Raw genomic sequence first — 14,750 nt, 5'->3', positions numbered from 1 at the left:
ATTTTCTTTTCAATTTTTAGTTCTTTTATAATTGCCTCTTCAGCTGTTTTACTTAATTTAGGGTTTGTTGTTCTTTTATATTGAATGGAGAATTGTTCAGGATTTTTACGATAATCCTTTACCAAAGCAAAGAATCTTGTTTTCCCAATACCCAGAATTTCCTGAATGTATTTCCTTTCAATCTCTTTTTTGAGGTAACGTTTAAAAAGATCCTTAATCTGATCATCTGTAAATTTCTTATGTAATTGAACCATAACCTTGAACCTCCGTTTTTGGTTCAAGATTACCATACTTTAGGTGTTCACTTTTCAAGTTTAAATTCAATAAAAACAGTTCACTTTTCAATATTAAATGACAAACACTGATTATTTAATTGACAAAACACTAAATAGATATATACTAGTAAGCTATTCTTAATTATACGAATAACTATGAATATTGACTTAAAAAAATTACCTAAAAATGGTAAAAAAGTTAATTTAATGTTTAAAGAATGTTTTAATAATAAATTATTTGAGATATCATTTATTAATGGTTTTTTACATAAAACCAAAAACAAGTATCTATTAAATGGTCATTTAAGCTTTAAAGTCAATGAATATTGTGATAGATGTTTAGAATTATATACAAATGAAGTATCAGATAATATTAATCTATCATTTGTGATAAGCCCATATGTCACAAAAACATTAGAGATAAAATTATCTGATGAAGAGCTAGATGAAAGGCTTTTACTAGACAATAATTTAAATTTAGTTAAAGTTTTACTAGAAGAAGCAGAATCTTTAAGGCCAATTAAAAAACTGTGCAGCTTAGACTGTAAAGGGCTATGTGAGTATTGTGGTGTTAATAAAAATATTAAAGATTGCTCATGTAATCAAAACAATAAAAATAGTTTCTCCCTAGGGAATATAATAAAAAATAGATAAAGAGGTAGCAAAATGGCAGTACCAAAGAAAAGAACCACGAAATCTAGACGCAACAATAGAAGAAGCCACCATCGTATAACGGGTGCTACATACGCTAAATGTAGCAATTGTGGTGAATTAATAATACCTTACAGGATATGTCCAAATTGTGGGCATTACAAAGGAAGAGAATATATTGAGAAAGAAGAGGTTTAATGATTACTATTGCCGTTGATGCACATGGTGGCGATTATGCTCCAAACGAGATTATAAAAGGAGTTATCAAGGCAGTAGAGGAAAATAATGATATTGAAATTCTCTTAGTTGGCGTAAAAGAGAAAATAAAACCAATACTAGATACCTTTAAAATCCAGGAGCATAAAAAAATAAAATTAATTGAATCAAAAGAAATAATTGGCATGGCTGACAATCCTGTCACATCTATTAGAAGAAAAAAAAATTCTTCTATTCATATTGGTTTAAAACTTGTTAAAGAAAAGAAGGCATCTTCTTTCTTTAGTGCTGGCAATACTGGTGCTGTTATGGCAACTGCAAAGCTTATACTTAACACATTAGAAGGTGTTGAAAGACCAGCTATCGCTACAATAATGCCAAATATAACAGGGCATTTTGTTATGTTAGATGTAGGCGCTAATATACAGTGCAAACCAATCCATTATATACAATTTGCTATAATGGGATCTATATATTCTAAAATAATGTTACATAAAAATAATCCAAGAGTTGGATTATTAAGTATTGGTGAGGAAGCAGTAAAAGGAAATGACCTATTAAAAACAGTACATACACTGCTTAACGAGATGGGTGTATTAAATTTCATTGGAAATGTTGAGGCTAAAGAGTTATTTAGAGATACCTGTGACGTTGTTGTAACAGATGGGTTTACTGGTAACATAGCTTTAAAAACAAGTGAATCTGCTGCTTGGTATATTTCAACGCTTCTTAAAGAAGAGTTATCAAAGAATATACCCTCAAAGATAGCTGCTTTATTAGCAAAGCCAGTTTTTAAAAGGTTAAAAAAAAGGGCTGATTATGAAGAATATGGCGGCGCACTCCTTATAGGTGTTGATGGCATAACGATAATTGGACATGGTAGCTCCAACGCCTACGCTGTGAAGAATGCTATAGGTGTAGCCAAGGAATTAGCAAAAAATAACATAAATCAAAAAATCACTGAACAGATATATTCTATATATGGTGATCTGCTTAAAACAGAAAAATATTCTGCTTTTTGGCACAATTTAAAAGAAAGAATAAAGAATATGACGCTAAAACACTTTAGGGAGTAAATATGTTTTCTAAAATAGCTGGAACAGGTTCCTGCTTTCCAAAAAAGATACTGACAAATAAAGACTTTGAAAATATGGTGGATACTAGTGATGAATGGATTGTAAGTAGAACTGGCATAAAGGAAAGAAGAGTAGTTAATGGTGAAAGCACTTTAGATTTAGCATACGAAGCTTCACTTAAAGCATTAGAGAGTGCTGGCCTAAAAAGTAATCAAATAGATGGAATAGTTTGTGCTAGCATAACTCAAGATACAATAATGCCATCACTGTCTTGCTCACTACAGGCTCAACTTGGAATAGGCGGTAAATCTTTTGCCTATGATGTTATTGCTGCGTGCTCTGGGTTTATATATGCAGCCGCAAATGCAGATAGCTTAATAAAGACAGGTATTGCAAAAAAAATATTGGTTGTTGGAGCTGAAAGGCTTTCTGTTGTTACAGATTATACAGATAGATCAACTTGTGTTTTATTTGGTGATGGAGCTGGAGCTGTAATATTAGAAGCCTCCAATACACCCGGTTTTATTGGTTTTGATTTAGTAGCTGATGGATCTATATCAGATCTTCTAACATTAGAGAGTTTGGGCACAAAACTATTTGAAAATAAAGAGAAATATGATATTAAAAATAACTTAATTAAAATGAAAGGTAATGAGCTGTTTAAGATAGCAACTAAAGCAATGATGCGTACATCTAAAAAGGTATTAGAGAAAAATAGTCTTACCTTAAAGGATATTGATTATATAATTCCACACCAAGCAAACATTAGAATAATTGAGATGCTAGCAAAAATGTTGAAATTTCCATTAGATAATGTCATAATTACCATAGATAGATATGGAAATACTTCGGCAGCGTCAATACCTTCGACAATTGACGTAGCCATTGAAGAAAAGAGAATTAAAAAAGGGGATAAAATATTGATAACTTCTTTTGGCGGCGGTATAACATGGGGTGCAGCTTGCTTTGTACTATAGAGAATTTATATATTTGTGGTTAAACAATGACAAGTGAAAGAAAGGTAGTGCTAGTCACTGGTGGATCAAGAGGTATTGGAAGGGAGATTGCCCTTAATTATGGAAAGCAGAAATATTGTGTAGTTGTTAATTATATATCTAATAAAGATGCAGCAGAAGAGGTAGCTGGTAAAATAAAAAACTTAGGGGGAGATTCTCTTGCATATTCTTGTGATGTTTCAAATGAAGAAGATGTAAAGCTTATGGTTAGACATATAATCGAAAAATATGCTTCAATAGATATTTTAGTTAATAATGCAGGAATTACTAGAGATGCTATTATGTTAAGATTAAAAGAAAATGATTGGCAAGATGTTATTGATGTCAACCTGAAAGGAGCTTTCTTGGCTTCAAAATATGTTTCAAGATATATGATGAAAAAAAAATATGGCTACATCATAAACATATCAAGTGTAGTAGCTTATACTGGCAATATAGGTCAATGTAATTATATTGCAAGCAAAAGTGGCCTTATAGGGTTAACAAGATCCATGGCTTTAGAGCTATCATCCTTTGGGATAAGAGTAAACACTGTTGTTCCTGGTTTTATAAAAACAGATATGACATCGAAACTCTCAGAAGACCCAAAAAACAAAATTTTTAAAAATATACCCTTAGGTTATATCGGTGAACCAAAAGATATATCTAAAGTAGTGGAATTTTTAACATCAGGAAATGCGGATTATATTACAGGGCAGGCTATCCATGTAAATGGTGGGTTGTACATGAATTAAAAAATAAATCAAGGGGGTTATATATGAGCGAAGTACAGAAAAACAACATTGAAGAAAAAGTAAAAAGTATTATTGCAGAACAATTGAACATTGATATTGAGGATGTTAAGCCAGAATCTTCTTTTATTGAGGATCTAGGTGCTGATTCACTTGATACTGTAGAATTAGTCATGGCTTTTGAAGACGAATTTGGCATAGAAATACCAGATGAAGAAGCTGAGAAGATCAAAACTGTTGCAGATGTAGTAGAAGCCATAAAAAAATATAAAAGTGATAAATAAATTATAATTTAAGCAACGGAATAGGTGATAAGTGAAAAGAAGGGTTGTAATAACTGGGATAGGTTTAGTAACACCAATAGGTCTTAATAAAGAGACAAACTGGGATAATTTAATAAATGGCAGATCAGGTATTAATAAGATTAGAGGTTTTGATGCCTCTAATCTACCTGTACAAATTGCAGGTGAAGTTAAAGGCTTTACAGCAACAGATTATATGGATAAAAAGTTGGCAAGAAAATATTCAAAGTTCATGCAATATTCAATTGCAGCAGCAAAAGAAGCTTTGGGTGATAGTGGTATTAATTTAAATAATGTAGACAGGGATAGATGCGGCGTAGTCATAGGTTCTGGTATAGGTGGTTTAGAGGTTTGGGAAAACAATCATGAAAATTTTATAAAATATGGTATAAAGAAAGTCTCTCCAATGTTTATACCTGCTACAATAATTAATAATGCCTCTGGTGCTGTGTCTATTGAATTTAATTTTAAAGGTCCAAATATTGCAATATCAACTGCATGTGCCACAGGCTTGCATTCAATTGGCGAATCTTATAGAATGATTCAATATGGCGACGCTGATATCATACTTGCTGGTGGCTCTGAAACAACTGTCACAGCTTACGCAATTACTGGCTTTGCCAGGATCAATGCCCTATCAAAAAGAAATAATGAACCTGAAAAAGCCTCAAGGCCTTTTGATAAGAATAGGGACGGTTTTGTCGTAAGTGAAGGTTGTGGTATTATAGTTTTAGAAGAACTAGAACATGCCCTCAAAAGAAAATCAGATATATACTGTGAAGTTGTTGGATATGGAATGAGCTCAGATGCATATCATGTAACTGCTCCCGATCCTAAAGGGTATGGGGCAATGCTATGTATGAAAAATGCTATTAATGATGCAAACATAGACCCTGCCTATATTGACTATATTAATGCCCATGGCACATCAACACCATATAATGATGTAATAGAGACAAAAGCTATAAAATCAGTTTTTAAAGAACATGCATATAAATTAAAAGTAAGTTCATCAAAATCAATGACTGGTCATTTAATTGGTGCTACTGGTGGTGTTGAAGTAGCCTACACCTCAATGATGATGAAGTACGGAAAAATTGCACCTACAATAAATTTAGAAGAAGCCGACGATGAATGTGATCTTGATTATGTTCCAAACAAAGCCCTACCCTTTGATATTAATTACGCAATGAGTAATTCATTTGGATTTGGAGGAACAAACGCCTGTATTGTATTAAAGAAATATACAAAGAACTAAAAAATATAGAACAAATTATAGATTATAAATTTAAGAATAAAGAATATCTTTATCAAGCTTTTACGCATAAATCTTATGCTTTTGAAAAAGGTCTCCCTGAATACTATAATTATGAAAGGCTCGAATTTTTAGGTGACTCAATAATTAATTTTATTACGGCAAAATATCTTTTCGTTAAATACCCTAGTCTACCAGAAGGAGCACTCTCAAAGCTAAAATCATATTTTGTAAGTTCACATTTTCTAAGTAACATTGCCTTTAAGCTTTCATTAGATAATTTTGTTAAGATTGGAGAATATGAAAAATCAATAGAGCTTCATAAAAACAAATCAATACTATGTGATATTATTGAGGCTCTTGTAGCTGCAATATACCTTGATTCCTCTAATTTAGATATAATTACAAAACTTCTATCAACCTATATTGATAAATCTTTAGAACATGGCCTATCAGAAATAGAAAAAATAGATTATAAATCTATACTGCAAAATTATTGTACAAAAAAATATAAAAAGCTACCTATATATAAATTATTAGAAGAGAGAGGCCCTGAGCATAATAAAAGTTTTCTAATTGAGGTCAAAATCTCTAATAAACATGTAGCTACAGGGCGAGGTAAAAGTAAGAAACTAGCAGAAAAAAAAGCAGCCCAAAATCTTTTAAAAAATATAGATATTAATGAAACATAAAATTCTACCAATCTTTTTACCCTTTATTGGATGTAAAAAAATCTGTATATATTGTAATCAAAATAATATAACTGGTATTAATGAATCAAATTTAATAAAATGTGTTGAGGAGCAGCTAAAAAAACACCTTGATCTAAATATCCGCTGGAATGAAGTAGCTTTTTATGGGGGTACATTCACTGCCCTACCATTAGAATTGCAAGTTCAATTATTACGCATTATAAATAACAAATTGCCAAAACTATCTATAAGGATATCTACAAAACCAAACTGTATAAATAAAATTATATTAGATACTCTACAAAGTTATAATGTAAAAACTATTGAACTAGGAATCCAATCCCTATCAAATGATGTGTTAAAAAATAATAATAGGGATTATACAGAATATGAGGTAATTCAAAGTATTAATGAATTAAAGAGATATCCCTTTATATTGGGTGCACAACTTATGTGCGGTCTCTTTAGTGAGAAAAAAGAGGATTTCATCTATACAGTAGATAAACTTGCCTGCCAACCAATAAAATATATAAGAATCTATCCACTAATAGTTTTAAAAAACACGCAATTAGAAGAATTTTATAACAAAAGACTATACAAACCTCTAGAATTCAATGATGCAATAGCATATACAGCTTACAGTTTTATAAAATTCACAAAAAATAATAAAATAGTTATAAGAATGGGTCTACATATAACAGATAGTTTAAAGAAATCAGTAGTTAGTGGTCCATTATCTGAAGGTTTTGGTGATATAGTAAAAATATATATTTTATTCATGTATTTACAAAGAGGAAACAAAATTTCAATAGGAGATTACGATAAATCCCTTATTTATGGTTATAATAAATTCCTTTACAATAATTTTAAACCCCTTATTGTAATAGATAATAAAAAAAGTAAAATTAATTGGCTAACAATATGCCAAGTGCTTTATCATGAGAATAACGAGTGGATTTTTGAAAAACAGAAAAATAACTTTGCCGAAAAATTCCTCTATTAGACCGACAACAGATATTGTTAGGATGGCAATCTTTTCAATTATATATAAAAAAATATACAATGCCGTTATATTTGATCTCTTTGCTGGCAGTGGTATCTTGGGTTTAGAAGCTCTCAGCAGAGGCGCATCATTTTGTCATTTTCTTGATATTGATTGTAGATACCTTAAAAAAAACATAACATTAGTTAGTAGTAGTAAATATAATATAATAAATGGTGATTTTTTTAGAATTGCAAGTAAAATAAAGCAGGGTGCAGATATTATATTTATAGATCCCCCTTATGGAAAATACAAAAGTAAAAACATCTTAGAAACTATTGCAACAAATAAATTGATTAAATATAATGGATTAATTGTGTACGAAGAAAGAAAGGACAACGATATAATGATAAATAGTGATTTATTTAAGATTATAAAAGAGAGGGTTTACGGGGATACAAAAATTACATTTATAGAGGTTCAAAATGGATATTCTATACCCAGGGACATTTGATCCAATAACAAATGGCCACTTAGATGTTATAGAAAGAGCTTCAAAAATATTTAAAAAAATAATAGTGGCTGTAGCAAAGAGTTATAATAAAAAACCTATGTTTTCATTAGAGTTAAGGGAGAGCTTTATCAAAGAATCTATTAAAGATTTAAATAATGTAGAAGTCCGCTCTTTTGATTGCCTATTAGTTGATTACTTAAAAAAAACTGGTGTGCACAATATCTTAAGAAGCTTAAGAGTAGCCTCTGATTTTGAATATGAACTACAGCTTGCTCTAATGAATAGAAAACTTGACGAACAATGTGAAACAGTATTCCTAATGCCAAATCAAAACTACATATTTCTCAGCTCAAGCATGATTCGGGAGATAGCAATGCTTGGAGGTGATATAGAATGCTTCGTACCAAAACCTGTATATGATTATATAACCAGAAATTTTAAAGCATATAAATAAATTTATATATAAATGAATATTAGGAGAAAAATAGAAGAGTATGAAAATAGTTATTTAAATAAATATGCAAAAAAAGCATCAGAAAGTAAAGGCAGAATAGTAAAAGAGGATGAATGCGATATTAGAACAGTATATCAAAGAGATAGGGATAGAATAATACATTCAAAATCCTTTAGAAGGTTAAAACATAAAACACAAGTATTTATTGCTCCAAAAGGGGATCACTATAGAACACGACTAACACACACCTTGGAAGTCGCCCAAATTGCTCGAACAATTGGTTGCGCTTTAAGGCTTAATGAAAATTTGATAGAAGCTATTGCTCTTGCACACGATCTAGGACATACCCCCTTTGGGCATGCTGGTGAGATAGCTTTTAGTGATATCTTAAATAAACCTTTTAAACATGTAGAGCAATCAATGAAAGTTGTTAAAACATTAGAGAAGGATGGTAAAGGCTTAAATTTAACATATGAGGTTTTAGAGGGCATATATTATCACTCAAAAGGAAGAGGGCCTCTTTTATTAAAAAATGATGTTGAAGACGTATCACTTGAGACAATGGTTGTAAGGCTCTCAGATATAATTGCCTATATTAATCATGATATAGATGATGCAACTAGGGCTGGTATACTTGACAATAAAGATATACCACGTGAAATAACGAGTGTTTTAGGTTGCACACATGGGGAGAGGATAGATAGGATTGTTAAAAACATAATAACAAAAACAATTAATAATAATTATAAAGCAATTGACATTGATGACGATTATCTTAATGCGATAGTAAATTTGAGAGACTTCCTTTTTAAAAATGTATATGAATCTAAAATAATAAAAAAAGAGATAGATAAAGCAGTAAGAATATTAATAGAGTTATATAGATATTATATAAAACATTTGGAGGATATCCCAACATTATATATTAAAGTTAACAAAGACAAAACATTAGCTATAATCGATTATATAGCTGGTATGACTGACAGATATGCACTCTACTTATACGATAAATTTTATATACCAAAAGGTTTTGCTTATTTTTAGCTTTAATTATATAATTCAAAGGAGCCAAAAATGTTAAACATAGTTGTCGTTGATGACAGCCTAACAATACATAAAATAGTAGAATATGCAGTTGATGTTGAAAGCTATAATTTATATAAGTTTTTTTCATTAGAGGATTTTAAAAATAAGGCTAACAATATAACCCCTCATTTATTGTTGTTGGACCATAAACTAGAAGGCCTTAATCTAAAGAACTTTTGCCATGATATAAAGGAAAAATATCCAACTTCAAAAATTATATTATTATTAGGTGCTTTTGAAAAAGCAGATGAACTTTATCTCGAAGAACTTAATGTAGACGACTATATTAATAAACCTTTTAACTCAAAAGCACTGTCAGCAAAAATTGACAAATTAGCGGAAACTATTGATGTTATAGAAAATGAGAGTAATGGAAGCGATGTAATAGAAGATGACAACCTAGATTATGAAAAATTATTAGAAAAATTGGAACCTATAAAAGAAAAAAAAGAAAATAACGAAACAGGCCAAGAAGAAAAGCAGGTAGATGAACTAGATATATTTGACAATAATGATCAGGATTTACAAGATATGAGACAAGCTATAAAATACATTGATCAAAAAGATGATATCAACGATTTAATCAGAAATAAAGTATATGAAATATTTGATAATATTGATTTACAAGATATAATTAAAGATTTAATATATAAAAAATTAAATGAATCAATGGAATCAATTGATTTTTCAAGCTATTTAAAACCAGTCTTAGAAGAAGAGGTTAAAAAAAATCTAGATAAAATATTAAGGGATATATTAGAAAAAGAGCTGGAAAACTCTATGGATAACATTGTTAAAACAATAATTCCTGATATAGCTGAAAAACTTATAAAAAAAGAAATCGAAAACATAAAGAAAGGGACAAATGATAAATGAAACGATATAAATCTGCAGGTGTAGACATAGACAAAGGTAATAAATTTGTTAGTCTAATAAAAACATTAATAGAACAAACTTATGATAATAACGTTATTGCTAACTATGGTGGATTTTCCGGTCTATATGACCTTTCATTTGTTAAAAAATATAAGAATCCTGTTCTTGCCTCAACAACTGACGGTGTAGGTTCAAAATTACTAATAGCTATAGATGCAGATGACCTCACAACTATTGGTATTGATTTAGTAGCTATGAATGTTAATGATCTTTTAGTAATTGGAGCTCAACCTTTAATATTCTTAGACTATATAGCCACCCACTCGCTTAATATTAAACAAACGAAGGAAATAATTAAGGGAATATCAAAAGCTTGCATCTCTACCAATGTCTCTTTGGTTGGTGGAGAAACAGCTGAGATGCCAAGCTTGTATAGTAAAGGGAATTTTGATCTTGCTGGTTTTTGCGCTGGCATAGTTGAAAGAGATGAAATTTTTGACAATAGAAATATTGATAAAGATAATATAATAATAGGCCTGCCATCGGCAGGATACCACAGTAATGGATTCACCCTTTTAAGAGAAGTCTATTTTAATGAAAATAAATTCAAATTAAACCAACAAATAGGTAATAACAAAACTTTAAAAGATATACTCCTTGAACCAACAAAGATATACACAAATGAATTTAGAATAATCAAAGAGAGTAATATCAAACCTAAAGGTTGTGCTCATATAACAGGAGGCGGTTTATATGATAACATTAAAAGAATTTTGCCAGAAAATATTGATGCAGAAATTGATATAAATAGTTGGAACCCTCCCTTTTGCTTTGATTTTTTTATGAAGAATACTGATATATCTAAAAAAGAGATGTATAGGGTCTTTAATATGGGCATTGGAATGGTAATGATTTTTGGAAAAGATAAGACTGATAAGGTTAAGGAAGTCTTTATTAAAAATAATATTGATTACCACACAATTGGATTTACTAAGGAAGGCTGTGGTAATGTTATAATAAAAGGTTTGTAGTGATAAATATAGCAGTATTTATATCAGGGCGAGGCAGCAATTTTAAAGCAATAAATGAATCTATTAAAAACAATTATATAAATAATGGAAAAATTGTTTTACTTATCTCAAATAATGAAAAAGCATTGGGCTTAAAGTATGCCTATGAGAACAAAATACAAACAAAAATATTAAGTAAACATCTTGCCAAAGATCAAAGAGATAATGAAATATTGCACACTTTAAAAGAACACAATATACACCTTGTATGTCTTGCTGGATATATGAGCATTATAGGAAAATCAATAGTTAACACTTATCACAATCGCATAATGAATATACATCCATCCTTACTGCCTAGCTTCCCTGGTTTAAATGCACAAAAACAGGCATTAGACTATGGTGTAAAGATAACAGGTTGCACACTTCATTTTGTAGACCATCTAGTAGATCATGGTCCTATTATATTGCAACATGCAGTCCATGTGGAAGATTCTGATGATGTAACTTCATTATCTGATAGAATTTTAAAGTATGAACACATAATTTACCCGAAAGGCATAAAGTTATTTACAGAAAATAAGCTAATAGTAAAAGGCAGAAAGGTATATATTAAACAATAATTTTCATCTATTTTAATTAGCTAGCTTGTCTTTTTCAACAACAGCATAAGCTGAATGGTTGTGTATGCTTTCAATATTTTCACAGGATACATAAAACCAGGTTATTCTATTATCATTATTAAGCTTTACGGCAGCATTTCTAACAATATCCTCAACAAAAGTAGGGTTATTATAGGCAAATTCAGTAATATATTTTTCATCACTTCTTTTTAAAAGTGAATATGTGGGAGCTGAGGAAGACGTCTCTGCAATATCAACTAATTCTTCAATCCAAACCATCTTTTTATGTCTAATTTTTATTACTACCATTCCCCTCTGGTTATGAGCCCCAAAAGCACTGATCTCCTTAGAACAAGGGCATAGGGATAATACTGGTACTTTTACAACAGTGATAAAATCATGGGTGCCATCAATATCACTAGCTATATATTTGCAAGAAAAACCCATTAAAGATTTCTCTTTTGATACTGGGGCTTCTTTCTCAATAAAATAAGGAAAAGATAGAGATATATGAGCTGAATTAGAATTTAATTTGCTCTTCATATTAACAAGCATTGAAGTTATTGTGTCATTATTAATATTTTCTCTGTGATTATTCAAAATCTCTATAAATCTTGACATATGCGTGCCTTTAAATTGGTGTGGCAATCTAACAAACATATCTATACTTGCTATTGTATGTTGATAACCCTTATTTTTATCCATTAATATAATAGGATATTTAATGTCTTTAATACCTACTTTATCAATATTTATATTCCTTGTATCAAATGAGTTTTGAATATCTTTCATCTAACGTGGTTTGAATCTCTTATTGGCCAAAATCATATGATAGGGCCTAATACCTTCTGGCACCTTATCAATATTTAATTGAAGCCATATTTGTCCATAATTTTGCATTTTAATCTTTTTGCCATTTTTTAAAGCATCTAGGTTTGAATTTAATTTTTCATCTAACGGGGCTTTTTTAACACCCTTATTTAATATCTCAATCGCTTTGCCTTTCTCATTCATTCTGTATAGAAAATATGCATATAGAGAATAGAGGAAACCTTCCTTTTTTGAGGCTTTAATTGCTTTTTCCATAACCTCTTTACATTTATCATATTTCTTTTCCTTATAATACAATGTTGCCAACATTGATGCAGCAATATAATTTTTTAGCGTTCCTTTTAATAGATAGTCTTTAGCCTTTTTCTTATCCTTCTTTAAATAATATATTATACCTAGTTGGGAATTAATCTGCTTTTTTATCATAAATTGCCATTTTGAAAGCCTCAAACCATCATTAAGCTTTTTTATGGCTTTTTCATAATGCCCTAGGTTCATATCCTTCTGTATAGAAGTAAATAGGCCGTTTAGTTTTTTGAAGACCTTTCTACCAATCAAAAAATTAACAAGAAATAATGTAATTACTGCTAAAATAGATGAAACAATATGATTAAAGGTAAAATAATATGTGCCTAAATAAATTAATGCTGATAACGAGAGAGATATAATCAATGTTAACATATTATAAAACTAAACCTCCTATGTTATTATCTACATATTTCAATATTCTTATATCCCGACTTAAAAAAATCATTTTCTGCTTGCAAGCCTATATCTATACATTTTATATGTTGTGGTACCTGAGTTTTAAAATAATTTACCTCCTGAGCAAACTCCATAACTCTACCATCTATCTTTATCTTTAAACTATATTTATCTGCATAATTCACTCTATCCCAGGATATATAAAGATTACCATCATCAAACACATAATCAATATTCTCTACTTTTTTAGGCCTGTTCAAATCAAAAGTATCAATCCTTTGGGCATATAGCCTCCCTTTATTATTGTAGATATCATAAGGTAGGATCGATACTTTATTGTATCTCTCTTTCAAGGTAATACCTTCTAGTCTTTCATTTCTACCATCATAATACAATTCATCATTAATATATAACTTATAATGCCTAATAGTATCAGTAAAATCAAGATTTATAGAAATAGTTTTATTATCAATAGGTATTATTTCAATATTTTTAATAGCCACTTGTTTTAAATAGGTAATCCTTTTAATAAAATAATTAGAATAAATATCATATCTTGGGTGTTTAAACATAAATTTGTAAAAATACTGTTCTTTTTCTTTTACGTCTCTATCCAAAAATTGACCCTCTGGTTTAATAGTAGCCAACTCTTTAAAGACCCCACCACATCCCTCGCAAGCAGATTTTTGCACAATTAAATTATAATCTTTATCATTATTTTTTACTAAAACACCCCCTTTAACAACCTCAATAAAAACCTCATCTTCAGCAGGTGGAATAAATTGAGATTTAGGAATCGGATCTGTTTTTTTGCCACATGCCAAAACTAATAATAATATTGTAAACAAGCTAATTAACTTAACAGTTTTGCGCATTTACAAATTTCCATCCACTTTCAATCTGCTTTTCAACTGAAACTCTTGCAGTACCTCCATAAGATTTTTTTCTATTAATTGAATTATTGATATCGATAAATTCATAAATATCTTCACTGATCTTGTCAGAAAATTTTTTAAACTCATTTAATGTTAATTCATTTAGATTTTTCTTCTCTTTTATGGCATATAAAACAATCTTTCCTGTAATATTATGAGACTCTCTAAAAGGGAGACCTTTCATGGTCAAATAATCAGCTAAATCAGTTGCTGTTGAGTAATTATCTAATGCAGCTTCACTTAGCCTTTTACGATTAACTGTTACATTTTCTACAATTCTATCTATTATTTTAACTGTGTTTTTATAGTTATAAATAGTATCAAAAATTTGAGTTTTATCCTCTTGTAAATCTCTATTATATGACAAGGGCAGCCCTTTTAAGATGGTTAACAATGATATAAGATTTCCATAAACAGAACCACATTTACCTCTAATCAATTCAAGTAGATCGGGATTTTTCTTCTGTGGCATTATGCTACTACCAGTAGTAAATTCATCTGGCAATTCAATAAAGGAAAA

General features: G+C 29.9%; 19 protein-coding genes. 14 read left to right on the top strand and 5 right to left on the bottom strand.

Annotated elements, in window-relative coordinates; translation table 11 throughout:
- Nucleotides 1-254, bottom strand: a 254-nt coding sequence (locus SVN78_04180) for a hypothetical protein (protein ID MDY6820803.1), incomplete at its 3' end; no start/stop codon positions are given.
- A 177-nt stretch (nucleotides 255-431) separates the two neighbouring features.
- Between SVN78_04180 and SVN78_04175 the strand changes: the two genes are divergently transcribed.
- The 14 genes from SVN78_04175 (at nucleotide 432) to purN (ending at nucleotide 11,759) form a co-directional block, all read left to right on the top strand.
- A complete protein-coding gene (locus SVN78_04175) occupies nucleotides 432-929 on the top strand; it encodes a DUF177 domain-containing protein (protein MDY6820802.1) in 498 nt (165 codons plus the stop codon).
- Nucleotides 930-941: 12 nt separating this feature from the next.
- A complete protein-coding gene (gene rpmF / locus SVN78_04170; GenBank protein MDY6820801.1) occupies nucleotides 942-1,124 on the top strand; it encodes a 50S ribosomal protein L32 in 183 nt (60 codons plus the stop codon).
- Nucleotides 1,124-2,218, top strand: coding sequence for a phosphate acyltransferase PlsX (plsX, locus tag SVN78_04165; GenBank protein ID MDY6820800.1), 1,095 nt, complete (start codon nucleotides 1,124-1,126; stop codon nucleotides 2,216-2,218). The genes rpmF and plsX overlap by 1 nt, the downstream gene beginning before the upstream one ends.
- A gap of 2 nt (nucleotides 2,219-2,220) precedes the next feature.
- The gene (locus tag SVN78_04160; protein MDY6820799.1) at nucleotides 2,221-3,195 is read left to right on the top strand and encodes a beta-ketoacyl-ACP synthase III; all 975 of its coding nucleotides are present in this window, start codon (nucleotides 2,221-2,223) and stop codon (nucleotides 3,193-3,195) included.
- 26 nt (nucleotides 3,196-3,221) lie between these two features.
- Complete coding sequence (gene fabG, locus SVN78_04155; GenBank protein ID MDY6820798.1) at nucleotides 3,222-3,968, top strand: 3-oxoacyl-[acyl-carrier-protein] reductase; 747 nt, start codon at nucleotides 3,222-3,224, stop codon at nucleotides 3,966-3,968.
- Nucleotides 3,969-3,991: 23 nt separating this feature from the next.
- The gene (acpP, locus tag SVN78_04150) at nucleotides 3,992-4,249 is read left to right on the top strand and encodes an acyl carrier protein (GenBank protein ID MDY6820797.1); all 258 of its coding nucleotides are present in this window, start codon (nucleotides 3,992-3,994) and stop codon (nucleotides 4,247-4,249) included.
- Nucleotides 4,250-4,280: 31 nt separating this feature from the next.
- On the top strand, nucleotides 4,281-5,525 hold the full coding sequence (fabF, locus tag SVN78_04145; GenBank protein ID MDY6820796.1) for a beta-ketoacyl-ACP synthase II: 1,245 nt from the start codon (nucleotides 4,281-4,283) through the stop codon (nucleotides 5,523-5,525).
- Nucleotides 5,526-6,203: 678 nt separating this feature from the next.
- Nucleotides 6,204-7,217 (top strand): radical SAM protein, encoded by a 1,014-nt coding sequence (locus SVN78_04140; protein MDY6820795.1) that lies wholly within the window; start codon nucleotides 6,204-6,206, stop codon nucleotides 7,215-7,217.
- Entirely contained in the window at nucleotides 7,174-7,710 is a 537-nt protein-coding gene (gene rsmD / locus SVN78_04135) for a 16S rRNA (guanine(966)-N(2))-methyltransferase RsmD (protein ID MDY6820794.1), read from the top strand. Before SVN78_04140 ends, rsmD begins: the two co-directional genes overlap by 44 nt.
- Nucleotides 7,682-8,164, top strand: a complete 483-nt coding sequence (gene coaD / locus SVN78_04130; protein MDY6820793.1) for a pantetheine-phosphate adenylyltransferase — start codon at nucleotides 7,682-7,684, stop codon at nucleotides 8,162-8,164. Before rsmD ends, coaD begins: the two co-directional genes overlap by 29 nt.
- 12 nt (nucleotides 8,165-8,176) lie before the next feature.
- Nucleotides 8,177-9,208, top strand: coding sequence for a deoxyguanosinetriphosphate triphosphohydrolase (locus SVN78_04125; GenBank protein ID MDY6820792.1), 1,032 nt, complete (start codon nucleotides 8,177-8,179; stop codon nucleotides 9,206-9,208).
- A gap of 30 nt (nucleotides 9,209-9,238) precedes the next feature.
- Entirely contained in the window at nucleotides 9,239-10,126 is an 888-nt protein-coding gene (locus tag SVN78_04120; protein MDY6820791.1) for a response regulator, read from the top strand.
- Entirely contained in the window at nucleotides 10,123-11,157 is a 1,035-nt protein-coding gene (gene purM / locus SVN78_04115; GenBank protein MDY6820790.1) for a phosphoribosylformylglycinamidine cyclo-ligase, read from the top strand. The genes SVN78_04120 and purM overlap by 4 nt, the downstream gene beginning before the upstream one ends.
- Nucleotides 11,157-11,759, top strand: a complete 603-nt coding sequence (gene purN / locus SVN78_04110) for a phosphoribosylglycinamide formyltransferase (GenBank protein MDY6820789.1) — start codon at nucleotides 11,157-11,159, stop codon at nucleotides 11,757-11,759. The genes purM and purN overlap by 1 nt, the downstream gene beginning before the upstream one ends.
- 12 nt (nucleotides 11,760-11,771) lie before the next feature.
- Here the strand turns inward: purN and folE2 are convergent, their stop codons facing one another.
- The 4 genes from folE2 to SVN78_04090 form a co-directional block, all read right to left on the bottom strand.
- Entirely contained in the window at nucleotides 11,772-12,551 is a 780-nt protein-coding gene (gene folE2 / locus SVN78_04105) for a GTP cyclohydrolase FolE2 (GenBank protein ID MDY6820788.1), read from the bottom strand.
- The gene (locus SVN78_04100; protein ID MDY6820787.1) at nucleotides 12,552-13,271 is read right to left on the bottom strand and encodes a hypothetical protein; all 720 of its coding nucleotides are present in this window, start codon (nucleotides 13,269-13,271) and stop codon (nucleotides 12,552-12,554) included.
- A 26-nt stretch (nucleotides 13,272-13,297) separates the two neighbouring features.
- On the bottom strand, nucleotides 13,298-14,170 hold the full coding sequence (locus SVN78_04095; GenBank protein MDY6820786.1) for a hypothetical protein: 873 nt from the start codon (nucleotides 14,168-14,170) through the stop codon (nucleotides 13,298-13,300).
- The coding region (locus SVN78_04090) for a lyase family protein (protein ID MDY6820785.1) at nucleotides 14,154-14,750 on the bottom strand (597 nt) is incomplete at its 5' end. The genes SVN78_04095 and SVN78_04090, both read right to left, overlap by 17 nt.

Source organism: Deferribacterota bacterium, assembly GCA_034189185.1.
Taxonomy (GTDB): Bacteria; Chrysiogenota; Deferribacteres; order Deferribacterales; family UBA228; genus UBA228.
Note: the sequence above shows the minus strand (reverse complement) of the source record. Positions and strands in the feature narration are given on the sequence as shown.

What these genes read in the sequence shown, in the direction of transcription:
- SVN78_04125 (MDY6820792.1), top strand. Translation starts at nt 8,177, where the DNA reads ATGAATATTAGGAGAAAAATAGAAGAGTATGAAAATAGTTATTTAAAT.
- SVN78_04140 (MDY6820795.1), top strand. Translation starts at nt 6,204, where the DNA reads ATGAAACATAAAATTCTACCAATCTTTTTACCCTTTATTGGATGTAAA.
- SVN78_04175 (MDY6820802.1), top strand. Translation starts at nt 432, where the DNA reads ATGAATATTGACTTAAAAAAATTACCTAAAAATGGTAAAAAAGTTAAT.
- SVN78_04100 (MDY6820787.1), bottom strand. Translation starts at nt 13,271, where the DNA reads ATGTTAACATTGATTATATCTCTCTCGTTATCAGCATTAATTTATTTA.
- SVN78_04120 (MDY6820791.1), top strand. Translation starts at nt 9,239, where the DNA reads ATGTTAAACATAGTTGTCGTTGATGACAGCCTAACAATACATAAAATA.
- purM (MDY6820790.1), top strand. Translation starts at nt 10,123, where the DNA reads ATGAAACGATATAAATCTGCAGGTGTAGACATAGACAAAGGTAATAAA.
- fabG (MDY6820798.1), top strand. Translation starts at nt 3,222, where the DNA reads ATGACAAGTGAAAGAAAGGTAGTGCTAGTCACTGGTGGATCAAGAGGT.
- acpP (MDY6820797.1), top strand. Translation starts at nt 3,992, where the DNA reads ATGAGCGAAGTACAGAAAAACAACATTGAAGAAAAAGTAAAAAGTATT.
- plsX (MDY6820800.1), top strand. Translation starts at nt 1,124, where the DNA reads ATGATTACTATTGCCGTTGATGCACATGGTGGCGATTATGCTCCAAAC.
- SVN78_04160 (MDY6820799.1), top strand. Translation starts at nt 2,221, where the DNA reads ATGTTTTCTAAAATAGCTGGAACAGGTTCCTGCTTTCCAAAAAAGATA.
- folE2 (MDY6820788.1), bottom strand. Translation starts at nt 12,551, where the DNA reads ATGAAAGATATTCAAAACTCATTTGATACAAGGAATATAAATATTGAT.
- coaD (MDY6820793.1), top strand. Translation starts at nt 7,682, where the DNA reads ATGGATATTCTATACCCAGGGACATTTGATCCAATAACAAATGGCCAC.
- rpmF (MDY6820801.1), top strand. Translation starts at nt 942, where the DNA reads ATGGCAGTACCAAAGAAAAGAACCACGAAATCTAGACGCAACAATAGA.
- SVN78_04095 (MDY6820786.1), bottom strand. Translation starts at nt 14,170, where the DNA reads ATGCGCAAAACTGTTAAGTTAATTAGCTTGTTTACAATATTATTATTA.